Origin of the sequence: Streptococcus suis YS56 (assembly GCF_000440115.1) — a bacterium.
Classification (GTDB): Bacteria; Bacillota; Bacilli; order Lactobacillales; family Streptococcaceae; genus Streptococcus; species Streptococcus suis_L.
The window spans coordinates 1-18,280 of record NZ_ALMY01000070.1 but is presented as its reverse complement, the minus strand read 5'-3'; the positions used below and the strand labels follow the sequence as shown (position 1 = coordinate 18,280).

At 40.3% G+C, this 18,280-nt stretch carries 16 protein-coding genes and 1 pseudogene; 3 read left to right on the top strand and 14 right to left on the bottom strand.

Features of this window, described 5'->3' with window-relative positions; translation table 11 throughout:
• Positions 1-99: 99 nt before the first annotated feature.
• Positions 100-1,584 carry a threonine synthase gene (gene thrC, locus SST62_RS0108580; protein ID WP_029187012.1) on the bottom strand — a complete coding sequence of 495 codons (1,485 nt, stop codon included), beginning with the start codon at positions 1,582-1,584 and terminating at the stop codon, positions 100-102.
• Positions 1,585-2,002: 418 nt separating this feature from the next.
• Positions 2,003-4,654, bottom strand: a complete 2,652-nt coding sequence (gene adhE, locus SST62_RS0108575; protein WP_029187011.1) for a bifunctional acetaldehyde-CoA/alcohol dehydrogenase — start codon at positions 4,652-4,654, stop codon at positions 2,003-2,005.
• A gap of 437 nt (positions 4,655-5,091) precedes the next feature.
• Between adhE and adhP the strand changes: the two genes are divergently transcribed.
• Positions 5,092-6,117, top strand: a complete 1,026-nt coding sequence (gene adhP, locus SST62_RS0108570) for an alcohol dehydrogenase AdhP (protein WP_029187010.1) — start codon at positions 5,092-5,094, stop codon at positions 6,115-6,117.
• 81 nt (positions 6,118-6,198) lie between these two features.
• Here the strand turns inward: adhP and hisS are convergent, their stop codons facing one another.
• Positions 6,199-7,482, bottom strand: coding sequence for a histidine--tRNA ligase (hisS, locus tag SST62_RS0108565; RefSeq protein WP_029187009.1), 1,284 nt, complete (start codon positions 7,480-7,482; stop codon positions 6,199-6,201).
• 273 nt (positions 7,483-7,755) lie between these two features.
• On the opposite strand from hisS, the gene rpmF reads away from it, so the two are divergent.
• On the top strand, positions 7,756-7,938 hold the full coding sequence (gene rpmF / locus SST62_RS0108560; RefSeq protein ID WP_002937589.1) for a 50S ribosomal protein L32: 183 nt from the start codon (positions 7,756-7,758) through the stop codon (positions 7,936-7,938).
• A 15-nt stretch (positions 7,939-7,953) separates the two neighbouring features.
• Positions 7,954-8,103, top strand: a complete 150-nt coding sequence (gene rpmG / locus SST62_RS0108555; RefSeq protein ID WP_002262412.1) for a 50S ribosomal protein L33 — start codon at positions 7,954-7,956, stop codon at positions 8,101-8,103.
• Positions 8,104-8,298: 195 nt separating this feature from the next.
• Here the strand turns inward: rpmG and SST62_RS0108550 are convergent, their stop codons facing one another.
• The 11 genes and pseudogenes from SST62_RS0108550 to SST62_RS0108495 form a co-directional block, all read right to left on the bottom strand.
• Positions 8,299-9,138, bottom strand: a complete 840-nt coding sequence (locus SST62_RS0108550; RefSeq protein WP_029187008.1) for a metallophosphoesterase — start codon at positions 9,136-9,138, stop codon at positions 8,299-8,301.
• A gap of 51 nt (positions 9,139-9,189) precedes the next feature.
• Entirely contained in the window at positions 9,190-10,083 is an 894-nt protein-coding gene (locus SST62_RS0108545) for an aldose 1-epimerase family protein (protein WP_029187007.1), read from the bottom strand.
• A 64-nt stretch (positions 10,084-10,147) separates the two neighbouring features.
• Positions 10,148-11,554: a 6-phospho-beta-galactosidase gene (lacG, locus tag SST62_RS0108540; RefSeq protein WP_029187006.1), complete on the bottom strand. Its 1,407-nt coding sequence runs from the start codon at positions 11,552-11,554 to the stop codon at positions 10,148-10,150.
• 235 nt (positions 11,555-11,789) lie between these two features.
• Entirely contained in the window at positions 11,790-13,469 is a 1,680-nt protein-coding gene (locus SST62_RS0108535) for a lactose-specific PTS transporter subunit EIIC (RefSeq protein ID WP_029187005.1), read from the bottom strand.
• Positions 13,469-13,786 (bottom strand): PTS lactose/cellobiose transporter subunit IIA, encoded by a 318-nt coding sequence (locus tag SST62_RS0108530; protein WP_003048451.1) that lies wholly within the window; start codon positions 13,784-13,786, stop codon positions 13,469-13,471. Before SST62_RS0108530 ends, SST62_RS0108535 begins: the two co-directional genes overlap by 1 nt.
• A 130-nt stretch (positions 13,787-13,916) precedes the next feature.
• Positions 13,917-14,750: a PRD domain-containing protein gene (locus SST62_RS0108525; RefSeq protein WP_029187004.1), complete on the bottom strand. Its 834-nt coding sequence runs from the start codon at positions 14,748-14,750 to the stop codon at positions 13,917-13,919.
• A 176-nt stretch (positions 14,751-14,926) separates the two neighbouring features.
• Positions 14,927-15,916 (bottom strand): tagatose-bisphosphate aldolase, encoded by a 990-nt coding sequence (lacD, locus tag SST62_RS0108520; RefSeq protein WP_029187003.1) that lies wholly within the window; start codon positions 15,914-15,916, stop codon positions 14,927-14,929.
• A gap of 1 nt (position 15,917) precedes the next feature.
• Positions 15,918-16,874, bottom strand: coding sequence for a tagatose-6-phosphate kinase (locus tag SST62_RS0108515; protein WP_029187002.1), 957 nt, complete (start codon positions 16,872-16,874; stop codon positions 15,918-15,920).
• A 9-nt stretch (positions 16,875-16,883) separates the two neighbouring features.
• Positions 16,884-17,399, bottom strand: coding sequence for a galactose-6-phosphate isomerase subunit LacB (gene lacB, locus SST62_RS0108510; RefSeq protein WP_029172311.1), 516 nt, complete (start codon positions 17,397-17,399; stop codon positions 16,884-16,886).
• A gap of 26 nt (positions 17,400-17,425) precedes the next feature.
• Positions 17,426-17,848: a galactose-6-phosphate isomerase subunit LacA gene (gene lacA, locus SST62_RS0108505; protein WP_029180425.1), complete on the bottom strand. Its 423-nt coding sequence runs from the start codon at positions 17,846-17,848 to the stop codon at positions 17,426-17,428.
• A 205-nt stretch (positions 17,849-18,053) separates the two neighbouring features.
• A pseudogene (locus SST62_RS0108495) lies at positions 18,054-18,280 on the bottom strand (DeoR family transcriptional regulator); the annotation flags it as partial.

The following is an 18,280-nucleotide window of genomic DNA, read 5'->3' as shown; positions in this document are numbered from 1 at the left end:
TATAGTATATCATTCTTTGAATTGTCTGTAAATTTTAATTTTAATAATAATAAAAAACAAACTGCTCAAAATAAGCAGTTTGTCATCAGTCATTTTTTATTACACACCCAAATAACGCTCTACTTCAGCCTGCATATCTGCAGCTGCAACGACGGTATTGTGGCGGACAGGTGCTGTTTCCAAACCGTCCACAGCTGGTGGCAGGGCTACACCTGAAATCTCATGCAATTTTGCCAGGGCTTCGAAGTCAGTCAAGCCTGACTGGCCTGTCACCGCTTCAACCGCAACCACTGGGAACTTGTACGGACTTGCCGTAGAAGCAATCACTGTCGGAGTTTGGTCCCCTGTTTGCTCCACATACTGTTTATAGACAGCTGAGGCAACAGCCGTATGTGGATCTTCAATGTAGTCTGACTCGTCATAGACACGCTTGATTTCCGCAGCGGTTTCTTCTTCTGTCGCAAAGGCGGCAGCAAAGAGAGAGAGGATATCCGCGTCAGCTCCTTGAATGTCATACTGACCAGCTGTGTTCAAAGCTTCCATCAGCTCCGCTGTTTTTGCAGCGTCATTGCCAAAGAGGTGGAAAATCAACCGCTCCAAGTTAGAGGACACCAAGATGTCCATAGACGGACTGGTGGTCACGCGGAAGGTACGGTTCTTGTCGTAAACGCCAGTCGAGAAGAAGTCGGTCAAGACATTGTTGTCGTTGGACGCACAGATGAGCTTGCCAACTGGCAGACCGATCTGCTTAGCGTAGTAAGCCGCCAAGATGTTACCGAAGTTACCTGTCGGAACAGTGAAGTTGACCTTGTCGCCCGCCGCAATCTCGCCAGTCTTGACCAGCTGAGCATAGGCATAGACATAGTAAACAATCTGTGGCACCAAGCGGCCGATGTTCATGGAGTTGGCTGATGAAAACTGGAGTTTCTTAGCCGCCAACTTAGCACGAAGAGCCTCATCGTTGAACATGTACTTGACGTTGGTTTGGGCATCGTCAAAGTTTCCGTCAATAGCCACCACGTGGGTATTAGCCCCTGTCTGCGTGGTCATCTGCAATTCTTGGACCTTAGACACCCCGTCGCGTGGGTAGAAGACGATGATTTGCGTGCCAGGAACGTCTGCAAAACCAGCCATGGCTGCCTTTCCTGTGTCACCTGAAGTCGCGGTCAAGATGACAATCTCATTTTCCAAACCGTGCTTTTTAGCCGCCGTCGTCATCAAGTAAGGGAGGATGGACAGAGCCATATCCTTGAAGGCAATGGTTGAGCCTCGGAAGAGCTCCAAGTTGTACTGACCGTTGAGTTTAACAACTGGGGCAATAACTGACGTGTCAAACTTGCTGTCGTAGGCATTGTTAATACAGTAGTCCAGCTCGTCTGCCGTAAAATCATCCAAGAAAGCCGACAAAATGAGCTTAGCAACTTCTTGATAAGAAGCATCTTTAAGAACAGAAAAATCCAAGTCAACTGTTGGAATCGAAATCGGTGTAAACAAACCACCGTCAGTCGCCAAGCCTTGTAAAATCGCCTGACTAGCCGATACAGTATTTTTAGCATCGCGTGTTGATTGATAAACTAGTGTCATAATATTCCCCGTAAAAATCTATTTTTTCTATTCTACCATAAAACCCACCTAAATTGACAGAAAATTGGCAAGATATGATAAGAAAATACCAGCCTATCCCAAGATAGACTGGTATATATGAAAGTTTGGAGGCAATTTTCCTGTAAATCATATGTCGGTCAACTAACCGAGACAGGATTTACCATACGTTCCTAAACTTACTACTAAATTCATTCTAAGCCAAAAGCTATCTAGACAGATTGACGATGGCTAATCCTATTCAGTTTTAAAATCAGTTTTTCCTAAGAAAATCTAAGCGGCGAAGGCGAAGGCAGCCCAAACCACCAAGGGATGATTTTCTAAATGAGGCGAGGCAAAGCGACGCAGGCATAACTGAAGTTAGGCAAGGAGCTTTAACGACGAATCATGACGAAAATCATTACTTGATGCGACCTGGACGCTCTTTGTAACCATAGTAGGCATCTTCGATGATTTCTTGCATGTGGTCAACCATCGCCAAACGTGGGTTAGCTGGTGTACATTGGTCTTCGTAGGCAAGAAGAGCCAATTCGCGAGAGTGTTCTTTGAGTTCTTTCTCGTCGATACCTTGTGCTTTCAAGTTCATTTGGATACCGATGCGCTCACCGAGGTCATAAACAGCTTGTGCGTAGGCAGCAACTGCTTCTTCTGGTGTTGAGCATGGCAAACCGAGCATACGTGCGATGTCTTGGTATTTTTCATCCGCTTTGTAGTAGTTGTATTTAGGCCATGTCGCTGTCTTAGCTGGACGTGTACCGTTGTAGCGGATTACGTATGGAAGTAAGATAGCGTTTGTACGACCGTGAACTGTGTGGAAACGTCCACCAATCTTGTGGGCCATTGAGTGAGAAATACCTAGGAAGGCGTTGGCGAAGGCCATACCTGCAATGGTTGATGCGTTGTGCATTTTCTCACGTGAGTGGAAGTCCGCATTCTTCACTGAACTTTCAAGGTTTTCAAAAACAAGTTTAATAGCTTGGAGAGCTAAACCGTCCGTGAAGTCATTAGCTACTGTTGAAACATAGGCTTCCGTAGCGTGAGTCAATACGTCCATACCAGTATCGGCAGTAACGTGTGCTGGTACTGTCAATACAAGCGCAGGGTCAACGATTGCCACAGTTGGTGTCAATGAGTAGTCAGCAATTGGATATTTACGGTTATTTGCTTTGTCAGAGATAACGGCAAACGGTGTTACTTCTGAACCTGTACCTGATGTTGTTGGAATCGCAATAAACTTAGATTTTTTACCAAGCTCTGGGAACTTGAAGGCACGTTTACGGATGTCCATGAATTTCTGAACCAGGTCATGGAAGTCAACTGTTGGTTGCTCGTAGAAGAGCCACATAACTTTGGCAGCATCCATTGGTGAACCACCACCAAGGGCGATGATTGTATCAGGTTTGAAGGTACGCATCAATTCTGTACCCTTGTAAACTGTTGTGATATCTGGATCTGGTTCAACGTCTGAGAAGATTTGGTAAACCACTTTATTACGACGGAGATCCAACTGTTCGATGATACGATCCAAGAATCCAAGTTCTACCATGGCATGGTCAGTAACGATCATGACACGTTCAACGTCACGGCATTTTTGGAGATATTGGATAGAATCACGTTCGAAGTATGTTTTAGAAGGAACTTTAAACCACTGCATATTATTTCTACGTCTTCCTACTTTCTTGATGTTGAGCAAGTTCATAGCACTTACGTTATCACTGATTGAGTTGCGTCCGTAAGAACCACAACCAAGTGTCAATGATGGCAAGAAGGCATTGTAAACATCACCGATACCACCGAAAGTAGATGGAGAGTTCCAGATAACACGGATAGCACGCACGATTGTACCAAATTCTTTAGCTAGTTCAGCATCTTCTGTGTGAATGGCTGCAGAGTGACCTAGACCGTGGAATTCTACCATTTGACGAGCAGCTTCAAGACCTTCTTCACGGCCATCCACTTTCAAGACAGCGATAACTGGTGACAATTTTTCACGAGTCAATGGCTCTTTTTCACCGATTTCAGCAACTTCAGCTGCCAAGATGTTTGTACCTTCTGGTACTGAGAAACCAGCTTGTTCAGCAATCCATGCAGCTGGGCGACCAACGATATCTGCATTCAGTTTGCCTTCTGCACAGTTTTTGCTGTTAGCTTTCACACCGAAGCAGTATTCTTCAAGAAGAGCTTTTTCTTTCTTATTAACGAAGTAAGTTTTGTAAGATTTGAATTCTGCTACAAACTCATCGTAAACTTCTTTATCAATGATAACTGCTTGTTCTGACGCACAGACCATACCGTTGTCAAATGACTTAGACATCACGATGTCATGTGCCGCTTGGCGGATGTTAGCAGATTTTTCAATATAGGCTGGAACGTTACCCGCACCTACACCAAGAGCTGGTTTACCACAAGAGTAAGCCGCACGCACCATTGCGTTACCACCAGTCGCAAGGATTGTTGCAATTCCGTCATGATTCATCAACTCAGAAGTTGCTTCCATAGATGGTTTTGTTACCCACTGGATACAGTTTTCAGGGGCACCAGCTGCCACAGCTGCTTCATAGACAACACGAGCTGCATGAGCAGAAGATTCTTGTGCAGATGGGTGGAAGGCAAAGACAATTGGATTACGTGTCTTCAAGGCAATCAATGATTTAAAGATTGCTGTAGAAGTTGGGTTTGTTGTTGGAGTGATACCACAGATAACACCAACTGGCTCGGCAATCAAGGTCAAACCTGTCACTTCGTCTTCTTCAATGACACCAACTGTTTTTGTATGGCGCATATTGTTAACCACGTGCTCGCAGGCAAACAAGTTTTTCGTTGCCTTATCTTCGAATACACCACGTTGGGTTTCTTCAAAGGCATGCATTGCCAATTCACCGTGCTTGTCAAGAGCAGCTACCGAAGCCTTAGCTACAATGTAGTCTACTTCTTCTTGACCGAGTTTGCGGAACTCATCAAGAGCAACCAAACCTTTTTGAACAAGCTCATCAACGTGTTTGCGAGCTTCTACTAATTTTTCTTCTGGTGATACAACTTTTTTATCAGCCATTGTGTTCCTCCAAATTTCCTCGTCAACATTTTGTTAACTTTTTCACAATGTTATTCTACAACTTTTATTTTTATTTGTAAAGAGAAATTGTTAATTTTTTCACATTTTTTCTGTTTTGCTGTAGTAAGCGTTTACTTTTTCTTGTTTTCAGAAAATAGTCAGATTTATTTCAGCGAATTCACTGCCCACATCTTACAAAAACTACCTCCCTTTCATTTGGATTGAATCTATTTCTAGTTTATCAAGAAAACGTTTCCAAGTAAATAGATTTTACTGAAAATATTGTAGTAATTCCGTGATAGTTTTCATTTTCTTATTCATTTGGCTTTCTTTTACTACTCTTGCTTTTTTGTCATGTTTGTGATATCCTTAACATTATAAAAGTATATATTAACACATTTTAATTGACAAAAAATATTAAAACAGGAGGTCTGCTTATGAAGGCAGTCGTAGTAAATCCAGAATCTACTGGTGTTGTCGTTGTCGAAAAAGAACTTCGTCCACTTGAAGCTGGCGAGGCTTTGGTTCAGATTGAGTATTGCGGTGTTTGTCACACAGACTTACACGTTGCTCAAGGTGACTTTGGTAAGGTACCAGGCCGTGTACTTGGTCACGAAGGTATCGGAATCGTGACTGAAATTGCTCCAGATGTGACTAGCTTAAAAGTTGGCGATCGTGTGAGTGTTGCTTGGTTCTTCCAAGGTTGTGGCACTTGTGAATATTGTACAACTGGTCGCGAAACCCTTTGCCGTACTGTTAAAAATGCAGGCTACTCTGTTGACGGTGGTATGGCTGAGCAATGTATTGTAACAGCAGACTATGCAGTAAAAGTTCCAGAAGGTCTGGACCCTGCTCAAGCAAGCTCCATCACCTGTGCTGGCGTAACCTGCTACAAGGCTATCAAAGAAGCACACCTAGAACCAGGTCAATGGATTGTCATCTACGGTGCTGGTGGACTGGGCAACCTTGCAGTCCAATACGCTAAGAAAGTCTTTAATGCCCACGTTATTGCTGTCGATATTAACAATGACAAGCTAGAATTAGCCAAGGAAGTCGGTGCAGATGTCATCATCAATGGTCTTGAAGTGGAAGATGTGCCTGGCTACATCAAGGAAGTAACGGGTGGCGGTGCCCACTCAACTGTCGTAACGGCTGTTTCTAAGGTTGCCTTCAACCAGGCTATTGACAGCGTTCGTGCAGGTGGCTATGTCGTGGCTGTCGGACTCCCATCTGAATACATGGACCTCAGCATTGTCAAGACTGTGCTAGATGGTATCAAGGTAGTCGGCTCTCTGGTTGGTACTCGTAAAGACCTAGAAGAAGCCTTCCACTTCGGTGCTATGGGCTTGGTTGTTCCTGTCGTTCAAAAACGTCCTGTGGACGATGCCGAAGCAGTCTTTGATGAAATGGCTGCTGGTACCATCCAAGGTCGTATGGTATTAGATTTCTGTCACCATCACTAATTTGCTCTCCACTATTTTCAAGAAGTGATTTCCAAATCACTTCTTTTTTTGCTTTCTAAAATAAAAAAGAAGCAGCCTAGACTACTGCTTCTCCAATTCTTCTAAAATACTTGCAAAATCTGTTTTGAGTGCTTCCAAACTTGTTTCAACTTGGCTGCGAGTTTGGTTATTTTTCACCACAACCTGTCCAGATTCAATTTCGCTACCACCAAGGGTAATGATGGCCTTAGCTCCAAATACATCTGCTGACTTAAACTGGGCTTTGAGCTTGCGGTCCAGATAGTCCCGTTCTGCTCGGAAGCCCTGTTTGCGGATGGCTTGAACCAACTCAAGCGCTCCGCCATTGGCCTCCTGACCTAAAACTGCGATGTAGACATCTAACTGGGTGTCGAGAGGAAGCTCAATGCCTTGCTTTTCAAGGACGAGAATGAGGCGCTCAATCCCCATGCCAAAGCCGAAGGCCGGTGTTTCTGGACCACCGAAATAGGACACCAAACCATCATAACGACCGCCTGCACAGATGGTCAGATCGTTGCCACCTACCTCGGTCATAAACTCGAAAATAGTATGGTTATAGTAGTCCAAACCACGCACCATGTTGGTGTCGATGGTGTAAGCAATTCCTAGACTATCCAACATAGTCTTGACCGTTTCAAAGTGAGCTGTACTTTCTTCATCCAGATAGTCCAAGATGGACGGTGCATTTTCCACTGCGGCCTTGTCTTCTTTTTCCTTGGAATCCAACACACGCAAAGGATTTTCTTCTAGACGGCGCTGGCTATCTTTAGACAACTGTTCCTTGAGCGGCGTCAGATAGTCAATCAAAGCCTGACGGTAGGCTGCACGGCTCTCTGGATTGCCCAGACTGTTGAGGTGGAGGCGGATGTCCTTGATCCCCAACTCTTCAAAGAAGTGATAGGCCATAGCAATGGTTTCTACGTCTGTCGCTGGGTTATTGGAACCAAAGCACTCCACACCAATCTGGTGGAACTGACGGAGACGACCTGCCTGCGGACGCTCATAGCGGAACATTGGACCCATGTAATAGAACTTAGCTGGCTTTTGCACTTCTGGGGCAAAGAGCTTGTTTTCTACATAAGAACGAACAACCGGTGCCGTACCTTCTGGACGGAGGGTGATATGACGCTCTCCCTTGTCATAGAAATCGTACATCTCCTTGGTCACAATGTCTGTCGTATCGCCAACCGATCGGCTAATCACCTCATAATGCTCGAAGATTGGAGTGCGAATCTCAGCGTAATTGTACTGTTTGAAAATGCTGCGGGTAAAGTTTTCCACATACTGCCACTTGACCGTATCCTGTGGTAGTAAATCCTGGGTTCCTTTGGGTTTTTGAAGTTTCATAATAAAGTGTATAAAGCCAACTTATATCGCTCGAAGTTGTGCTTCTTCCTTTCCAAATTAAGTCATAAGGGCTCAAACTCTACCAGTCGAGCCTTGCAATCCTCCTTATTTTACCATAAATGCTCTGCTATTTTCCAAAAAAGTGAAAAAAATCTGTCAAGTAACTTTACTTTACAAAAAACTTTTGTTATACTGTTAAAGTTGACAAAAGTCATACACACTATTTTAGATGTAAAAAGGGCTATGCCCTGAATTTAATGGAGGAAGAAAGAAATGGCAGTACCTGCACGTCGCACTTCAAAAGCGAAGAAAAACAAACGTCGTACTCACTATAAAGTAGCAGCTCCAACTGTGAAATTTGATGAAACTACTGGAGATTACTCACGTTCTCACCGTGTATCTTTGAAAGGATACTACAAAGGACGTAAAATCGCTAAGGCTGCTTCAGCTGAATAATAGAAGGGAGATACCATGCGCGTAAATATTACACTTGAACACAAAGAATCTGGTGAGCGTTTGTACCTTACTTCAAAAAACAAACGTAACACTCCAGACCGTCTTCAATTGAAAAAATACTCACCAAAATTGCGTAAGCACGTGATTTTTACTGAGGTGAAATAGGGATTCACTACACGTCAATAGACGGTAGAAACCTTGATTTTATGCGATTCTTGAAATACTGAATTTCATTACATTGCAGTACAAATCAGTCGAATCACTACCTTTTTTGAAATAAGATTTTGATTCGGATAAGTAATAAACCCCACTGGCTAATAAAAGTCAGTGGGGTTTTTGAGTGATTGGGAAAGAGCAAAGTTACTGATTAACAAGATCTACAACGATAATTTCTGGGCGATTAAAAAATCTTGGTACTCGTGTAGATTCTTTGGCCAGACCCCTGCTTACAATAAAATGCGAGTTTTCAAATTCATATAAACCACCTGCATATTTCGGAAAAAATCCTTGATTAGGTGCAAATACACCATTAACCAAATAAGGTATTCTCCATTGTCCTCCATGTGCATGACCAGATAACACTAAATCAAATCCATACTTTTGATAAGTATCAACTAGTTCTGGGCGGTGCGCTAGTAAAATTTGAAAGTCAGTACTGATTTGCTTCCCTTTTATGTCTTCAAGTTGGTCTAGCAAATTCACACTAGTATCATACTTTTGAAAATATTCAGGATCGTCAATGCCTGAAATAGTGATTGACTGCCCCCTTATATCAACTCTACTAGTATTTCCAGATAATATGGCTACATTCTGTTGTCGCAGATGTTCTAGCATCTGGTCATATCGATTACTCCATATTTCATGATTACCTGACACATAGTAAGTATGATTAAATTTACTTAGCCCGCTCAATAGTTCTAGTGTTTTTCTGTCCGAAAGTTCATCATCAAAAATATCTCCACCTAATAAAATGATATCTGGGCTTTCTTTCTCTAATACTTCCAAGATTTGTATCTGATTTTTACCGTAATTTGATGAGTGTAAATCAGTAATTAGAGCAAGTCTGATCGGTTGAGATATTTTGTGACTAACAAGCCTGTAATGAGTTACCTGAAGCCTACTGTCAAAACCTAAAGCAAGAAAAATTAGGATACAAATAAGAATAAACCATCGTGGCTTAATATTTTTTAGTTTTTTCATTATATGAATTATTTTACCAAATTTCTGTAACGAGCAAACATTTTCAAAAGTTTAGTCGATAATAATATCAAAATATTTTGTATCAACTTCTTTTGGAGCGACGTAACTAATATTTCGTTTGGCATTGAATATGTCAGATTCTTCCAGTGATGTAGAGAGTCCGCTCCAAGGTTCTAAAGCGATAAAGGGACTCTGATTTGTAGTTGACCAAATCACTAAATATGGAAAATCATCAAATGCAATCGAAAGTTTTTTCTGATGATTTTTGGATTTCAAAGTTACCTTTCGTGATGCTAATTGATCCAATGTTATGGCATCGTGCTCAAACAGTTGATAGGACAAGTCCAAGATCTTTTGATTTTCCAAGAATGGACGACGATCTCGCAGATCAAGTAAGCCAGTTTCTGGAAAACTTCTAGGTACTGTACAAGATTCTACTTTTTCAAATTCTAAATAATAGTCTTCATAACTCTCACCATCCAACAAAGGACAATTAAAACCTGGATGACCCCCAATAAAGTAAGGTAGCTTTCTATGTCCTTCAAGATTTTTCACCCGATATTCAGTTCGGATTGTATTGCCAAGTAGTGAGTAGTTAATGGAAAGTTCAAATTCAAATGGGTAATTTTTTACGGTTTCCTCATTTGATGAAATAGAAAATTCCAAAGAATTTTCAGTTATTCTTACATTTTTGAACATCATTTTTCGCACAAGTCCATGCCTTGGAATTGTGCCTGTAAATGTCGGTCTTTCTGCAGGTTCATAGATAGCCCAATCATTTCGTAAACTTCCACAAATCGGAAATAGAACTGGTGCTTGACCGCTCCAATAGGCCGGATCTCCTTGCCAAAGATACTCGACACCATCAGTGTCTTTTATCGAAGTAATTTGCCCACCTAATTCAGAAAATTGTACTGTTAAGTTCTCATTTTTTAATTCGAACATAAAGACTGCCTCCCTTATATGAAAACAAGGATGCTAACTTGAGCTAGGCATCCTTGTATTATTTTTATTCAATAACCTGTGTTTCTGCTACTTTTTTATACCAATAAGCACTTTTCTTTGGATAGCGTTCTTGGGTTTCAAAGTCAACATAGAACAAACCATATCGTTTCTCGTATCCATTTGACCAAGAAAATACATCCATCAAGGACCAGATGAAATACCCTTTAACATTGGCACCATCTGAGATAGCATCTGAAATCACTTCTAAATGCTTTTTCACATAATCAATTCGACCATCGTCATAGACTGTACCATCTACAAATTCATCTTTATAGCCTAGACCATTTTCAGTGATGTAGATTTTCTTATAGTTTGGATAGTCATTTTTCACACGCATAATTTGGTCATAAAGACCTTGTGGATAGATAATCCAATCCCAGTCCGTTTTTGGAATATCAACTGGGGACTCTCTACGACCAACTCCTTTGATTTGATACTTAGAACTTCCCTTTTCACCTTTACCATTATGGATAATTTCCGTTTCTCCATCATGTGCTCTCATCCAATCACTCATATAGTAATTGATGCCCAAGAAGTCGTTCAAATCTTTTGCGGCATCTAAGGCAGCAAAGTCTTCATCACGAAGGTCTAATTCCCCACCATTTACTTTCAGAATATGGCGAACACCTTCAAGTGTTTTTTCAGAATAGTAACCCAAGTATGTTGCATCTAGGATAAATTTATTGTGAATAATATCTTCAAGTTCCGCTGCACGGACATCTTCTGGATTGGTTGGATCATAAGGATATTTCGTTGGCAATGCATGTACAACACCAATTTCTCCGCTATAACCAGCATCCTTATAGAGCTTAACCGCCTTGGCATGTGAAACCATCATATTGTGATGAGATTGGAATACTTTAGCTAAATCATACTGAATACCTGGTGGGAACTTCCCAACAAGATACTGACCGTCACCAATTGGGCCGATTTCATTAAAGGTTGTCCAGTAATTAACTTCAGGGAATTCTTTGAAGCAAAATGCTGCGTAATTGACAAAGTGTTCAATGTTATCTCGATTTAGAAAGTCACCATTAGAATGTAGTGTTTCTGGTGTATCAAAATGATGAAGCGTTACAAATGGTTCTACGTGACGTTTATGGCATTCCGCAAATAATTTATGGTAAAACTCTACTCCCTTTGGATTCACTTCTCCAAAGCCAGTTGGGAAGATACGAGACCACGCAATTGAAATGCGAATGCCGTTTACCCCAAATTGTTCACTTAGTTCTAAATCAACTGGATAACGATTATAAAAATCAGAAGCTGGTTCCGCAGTATACCAGTAATTATCTTCTAGATACTTATCCCATGCAACACGACCTTTTCCATCTGTCTTTGTGGCACCCTCTGCTTGATATGCAGCGGTTGCTCCACCAAATATAAAATCTTTCGGTAATGTTTTAACCATATGCCTACCTTCTTCTATCAAAAATAAATAAAGGGGGAGGAGTTGGAGATTTATTACTCCCACCCCCTTTGATTAAGAACCTGTATTCACAAGTGAAGTGCTTGTATGTAAGAGATAGTTTTTCGCTAATCAAGGCAGTTTTTTGAGGGAATACTGACTGTATTTTGAAAAAAACTAACGATGAGTAGCTGAAAAACTATCCTTAGATGGAAGTGCTGAACTGTGAATACAGGTTCTAGAACTGTTGTTTGACAAAGTCAAGAGCACCTTGACCATCACGAGTGAGTTTAATGTATTGAGCCCCTTCAGTTTTGGCGAGTTTAATACCCAATGCATCGGTTTCTTGCTTCATATCATCGTAGTTCGATGCTACTTGAGGTGCAAGGATAACTAATTGATATTCTGGTAAAATCTCACGGTGAGCACCATAGCTTCCTGCTGTCGCTGTGACTGGAACACCGTATTCTTTGGCGGCTTTAGTTAACGCGTTAGCAAGCAATCCACTTGTACCGCCTCCTGCACAAAGTACCAGAACGTTGGTTTGTTCAGAAATTTCGGTATTGACTGCAGCTTTTTCAAGGATAGCATCCGCCTTGGCAGTATTGAAGTTAGCTGCCACTTTCTCTTTCAAGCTATTTTCAACTTTTCCTGATTGTTCCTCAGCAAGAATTTGCTCATCATAAACTTTCAAGAATGGATAATAGATAAGTACATCGACAACGACCAACAAGACAGCTAGTGCAAAGGCAAGTGGAGCAAAGTTTGTTCCCATGACAATTCCCAACGGTCCTGGAGTTGTCCATGGCAAGTTGACGCTGAAACTGTTCATTTTTAGCGTATCAACAAAGAATTTGAAAATCCATACGTTAGCAATTGGAGCTAAAATAAATGGAACAAAGAATACTGGGTTAAGTACAAGTGGTGCACCAAACAAGATTGGTTCGTTTACGCCGAAGAAAGTTGGAACAACTGAAGCACGTCCGATTGCTTTGTTTCGTTTAGACTTAGTCAACCACATAAACATGAATGGTACAACCAAGGTAGCACCTGTACCACCCATTGTCACGATAAACATTTGAGTACCTGAAGTCAGGATTTTATCCGCGTGTTGACCCGCCTGCAAAAGCTGGAAGTTAGTTTCAATATTAGCATAAGTAATGGCTGCAATTGCTGGCTCAACAATTGATGGACCATGAATCCCTACAAACCAGAACAAGGCATAGGCACCAAAGATAATGGTAATACCTACATAACCATCTGCTGCCGTAAATAATGGCTCAAATAATTTTAGAATAGCCTCAGCAACGTTTGTTCCAACCAGTTGACGTGTCGCAAGATCAATTCCATACAAGACAAAGATTGACAATGCATATGGAATTACATCTTTAAATGCCTGAGATACGTTCGGTGGAACTTCGTCTGGCATACGAATGGTGACATTGTTTTTCACACAGACCTTATAGATATTAACCGTAATGAAGGCTGCTAGAAAGGCTGTCAAAAGTCCCTTAGTTCCCATGTAACCATTGGCAAACCCACCTTCAATACCATCAGAAGCCAGTAATAGGAAACCTGAAATTGAGGCAATCATGGTTGAAATGAAGTTGATTTGATTGGTTTTTGGCAATTGACGGTTAAAAGCATCTGTCAAAGATTTTGCGGTCGTTCCTGCAACTAGGACAGCTACAATCCCCATTGTGTAACCGTAAGGTTTCATGATAGCCGCCACTGCTTCATCAGACCAAGTAAAACCAAAGATATTAGGAACAAAAGCTACCAATAGAAAGATACTTGAGAATAAGATAACTGGCATGGCTGCGATAAAACCATCACGGATAGCCCTTAAATAAGGGTTTCTCGAAATCTTTTCAAAGAAAGGCTTCCCTTTCTCAATGAATTCAATCAATTTATTCATTACTTATCACCTCGTTTGTACAGTTCAATCATATGACTCATCATGTCTTTCAATAATAATGTTGTCATGAGATGGTCTTGACCATGCATGAGCGTCACACTAAAGGCTAAATCCTCACCAGCCGCTTCTTTTTGCAACAAGCTAGTCTGAGCATGATGGGCTTCAACAATACAAGCATTGGCGGCTTCAACTAGTTCCTCTGCTTTTGCATAATCACCTTTTTGAGCAGCAGCCAGTGCCTCCATCAAACGAGAACGAGCATCACCAGCGAACGCAACAATCTCAAAACCTAATAACGTAATTTCTTCTCTGTTCATAATATGAACCTCCTATTTTTTATGTACTCAATGGAAATTCAATTCAGACTAGGCGACGAAAACGCAGATAGAACTAAAGTTCATCAAGTTGAGGCAACAACGTCTGAATTGGATTTACGAAGAGTATGATTTACAATAACCGTTGAATATGTAGTACAATATAGAACCTTTCACTGTCATTTACAGGTTCATCAACCAATGATATGATCATCTCAAAAATCTGACTACCAATCAGGTAAGCTCTTGGATTCTGGAGCTTGATATACTGTTCTAAACTAGCAATCGATTCATTTGACTGATGGGACCTATCTAAGTAATTCAGAAAATAGGACAGATGAATCATAAAACGATCATAAAAATTGCTATTTTCTTTTGTGCGTTTAATCCCATTCTCCGTTAGAATTTGTTCAACATATGCTATAATTTTTTTGCTGATGTCCTGTTCTTCACTTGTGGGATGAATTGTTTCACCCTTTGCATTAATTAAGTGAAGTGCAATTCTACCAATCTCATCATTCGGAAAATCTTTTAGCAACTTTTCACGGAACATAGCTAAGGCTTCACGCGCCATTTTATATTCCAAGGGATATTCGGCTGAAATATTGGGTAGCTTACTTTCTTGATAAGTATTCTTTAAAACCGCCTGATAGGCACAATAGATATGATCTGTCAGTGTCACATAGAGATATTCTTGTACAGGGTAATGATAGGTTGCTACAAGATGATTGATAACCGTGTAGGTTGCTGAAATAAAATCTAAGGGAATGTCCTTTAATAAGGTTAGAAAATTTTCCTTGACCTCATCATTTTTTAGCGAAAAGATGTTTTCTATCTTATCCTTAACGATTAAATCCCCTTTCTTCTTTTGAAAGGTTATACCTAAGCCCATCACGACTGCCTGTTCCCCATGTTCATTTTTTACCAGAGCAGCGTTATTATTTAGTGACTGTATAATCCTAAACATATATTCCTCCTATATTTTTAAGCAAAAAAAGACTACAAACAAACCGAGAATATTCTACTCTCAAATCCATTTGTAGTCTTGCCTAATCGAATTAGTTACAATCCACTCTATTCTTGCTGATGAGATTATTATAGCATATTCTCAGAAAATGTAAACCCTTTCTTTAAGAAAAATGGTTATTTTTTATAAAATTTTTCTACCCAGGATGTTGCAGTTTGAGACAAGACTGCATCAAGTCCTTCAATATTTTCACGACCAATAGTTCGTAACCATTCACGTGCTGCTTCTTCTCCTTGTTCGATATAGACTGGCACAACACCAGCCCAAGTCGCACGACCGCAGAGAACACCGTTAAATTTAGCACCTGATTCATGTGCAAACACTAGAGTATCTTGGAAGAGTTTTGCAGAAACACCTGCACTTAGATAAATGTATGGCAAATGAGTTGATGCTTCTTGTTGACGGAAATATTCGGCTGCTTCTTCTTTTGTATAAACGATTTCCCCTGTTCCAAAGCCTTCTACAAAATTCATGTTCACAGGTACTTCTACCTTGAGAACATCTACTCCAAAGCGTTCGTCAGAAAATACTTTCATGGCTTCATTTACTTTTCTAGGTTTAACTTTAGCAAACTCAACACTAGCATTGTCTTCAATCGTTTCATCATAGCTCAAAATCTCCAAGAAGAATGGCAAACCTTCTGCCTGACATTCTGAACCTAGGCGTTCGATATAAGCATGTTTTTGAAGATTAACGTATGAATCACCATCAACGTCATAGTAAAGTAGAAACTTAATGGCATCCGCGCCCTCTTCTTTTAGTCGTTTTACAGACCATTCTACCAGGCAATCTGGCAAACGACTGGTAGAGCTGGTGTCATAGCCAGTTTTCTCATAAGCCAAAAGTAAACCACATTGTTCATTGCGGGCGCGTGAAGCTGGTAAACCAAATTCAGGATCTAAAAGAATAGAAGAAGAAAACTGTGTTAGTTCTTCAGAAACTAGAGTTTTTAGCTCTTCCATCTGCTCCACAGTAGGTTCTTCTGACTGATGTTTTGCCATCATTTTTTTCAAGGCTCCACGTTGGTCGAAGGCAAGAGCTGAAATAACTCCTGCTTCATTGCTTACTTTTTCCATATATTTTCTTTTTTCTGCTGTTACTACCATCTTAAACCTCCTCGACTTCAATTTGAGAATACAATACTTCTGAATGTTCTAAGTTGACATAACCTGTCTGTTCTTCCTGAGCATTTAACATGCCCAAAACATTTGCATTTTTTAGTAGTTCTACATCAGGTAATGCATGTTTCAAACTAGCTGCAATACCTGCAACAGTTGAATCACCCGAACCTACTGGATTGACGACATTTATTTTTGGAATTTTCACACGATAGAACTTGTCATTGTGCTTGGCAAAAGCCCCCTTTGCCCCCAAGGATACAACTATCCATTCAATTCCTTGGAATAATTGACCAGATAGAACTGCTTTCAATTCTTGAATATCATCTGTGACATTTTTGCCAATTAACTGTGATAACTCTTCTGTATTTGGCTTGATAACTGTCGGCTTCTGCTGGCTTTCTAAAACGTTTTTCAGGGCCTCACCAGAACAATCCAGAACAACAACCACACCACATTTTTTACAAAGTTCAATGACCTTAACATAGTAGTTGCTAGCAAGTCCCTTAGGTAAACTTCCTGAAATAACAACAACATCTACATTGTTCAGGATAATTTCATCTACATTGTTCAGGATAATTTCTAGATGTTCGATAAAATTCAAGGCTTCATGTTCTTGAATAGTTGGTCCTTGTTCTAAAATCTCCGTCTGTTTGCCATCATGAAGAACCGCAATACAGTTACGTGTTTCGTTCCCAATTTCCACAAAGGAATTTTTAATATCATTTCGAGTGAGTTGTTTCTTTACATAACTTCCAATCTCACCACCAATGAAACCAGTAGCCACAACATCTTCACCGATTTGTTTCAAAACTCGTGTCACATTGAGCCCCTTGCCTCCAGCTGTTTTTTGAACTTTTTCTACTCGATTGACCGTATCCAAATGAAAGGTATCCAATTGATAGGCAATATCAACCGACGGATTTAAAGTAATCGTCAAAATCATGTGAGCCTCCTAGTCGTGGTATTCTCCACGATCCCACTTTTCAAGAAATTCCGTAAAGAACTCTGGATTAGCCTGCTCTTGATTGAGCGTTTCAACTGCAGCAATCTTTTCGATCAAACGTTTGTTTTCTTCAGTTGGTTTGTATTCTGCTTTAATGAAGGCTTCAATGATGTCGCACATAAGCAACTCACCCGTAATTTTGCCACCAAAACCAATGACGTTGGCATTTAACTCCTCCTTAGCGTAAAGTGCGGAGGTCATATCACGAACCAAAGCTGATCGAATACCAGGAACCTTATTTACAGCATTGTTGATTCCAACACCTGTTCCACAAATACAAATTCCCAAATCTGCTTGTCCGCTTGCAACAGCTTCACCAACTTTTTTACCAAAGATTGGGTAATGAGTACGAACATTGTCATAAGTCCCAAAGTCCAATACTTCATATCCTTGATTTTTCAAATAATCTACCACAGCGATTTTTTCATAGGTTACAATGTGGTCACAACCGATTGCAATTTTCATCTCTTATTCTCCTTTGTTTACAACAATTAGCACATTTTATTTAGCATATCCACACGAATTTGGTGACGGCCGCCATCATACTCACCTTCAACAAATCCTTTAACGATATTTTTAGCAATTCCTTCTCCTACAATCTCACTACCGATTGTAATAATACGCGAATTGTTGTGTCCTCTTGTCATATAGGCAGAACGTTCGTCTGAAACTTCTGCAGCGATCATGCCTTTGACTTTAGTTGCGGTCATAAATGGACCAACACCATAAGCATCAATCACAATACCAAGATTTCCTTCCTCTTGATTGACTGCTGCAACTACCGCCAAAGTAGTATCAACAAAATCACTTCCATCACTGACATCTTTAAAGTCATATGATTTTTCTTGTAAATAATCTTTAATAAGGTCTTTTAGTTTTGAGCCCGCTGGATCAGCACCGATAATGATTGTCATAACCTATCTCCTAACAAAAATAGAAAGTTGTAGCCATATGTGGCAGAAAATCTTTGTTTTGCAAAACTTAGAAAAAGCTTTTTCGCTTTTTATGTTTAAATTATACAACCAAACGAACACAAAGTCAACATATTTTGTTTTATTTTTGTTTATTTTTTTCGTGTACAAACAAAAAACCAACATTTTGCTGTTGGTTTTGATAACTTTATGATTTTGTTGAAATAATTTCAATGTGGTTGTGTAATAATTGGTAATTTTCATCCTTTGCATTCATATCTGTCACTAGAGCAGTTACATCATTCAAATCACAAAAGGAAGTAAAATCATCTTTTCCAATTTTCGAGGCATCTAGCAGTAGATATTTTTCTAAAGAATGTTTAATGGCAATGTTTTGCGTATAGGCTTCGGCTAGGGTAGAGGTCATGACATCCG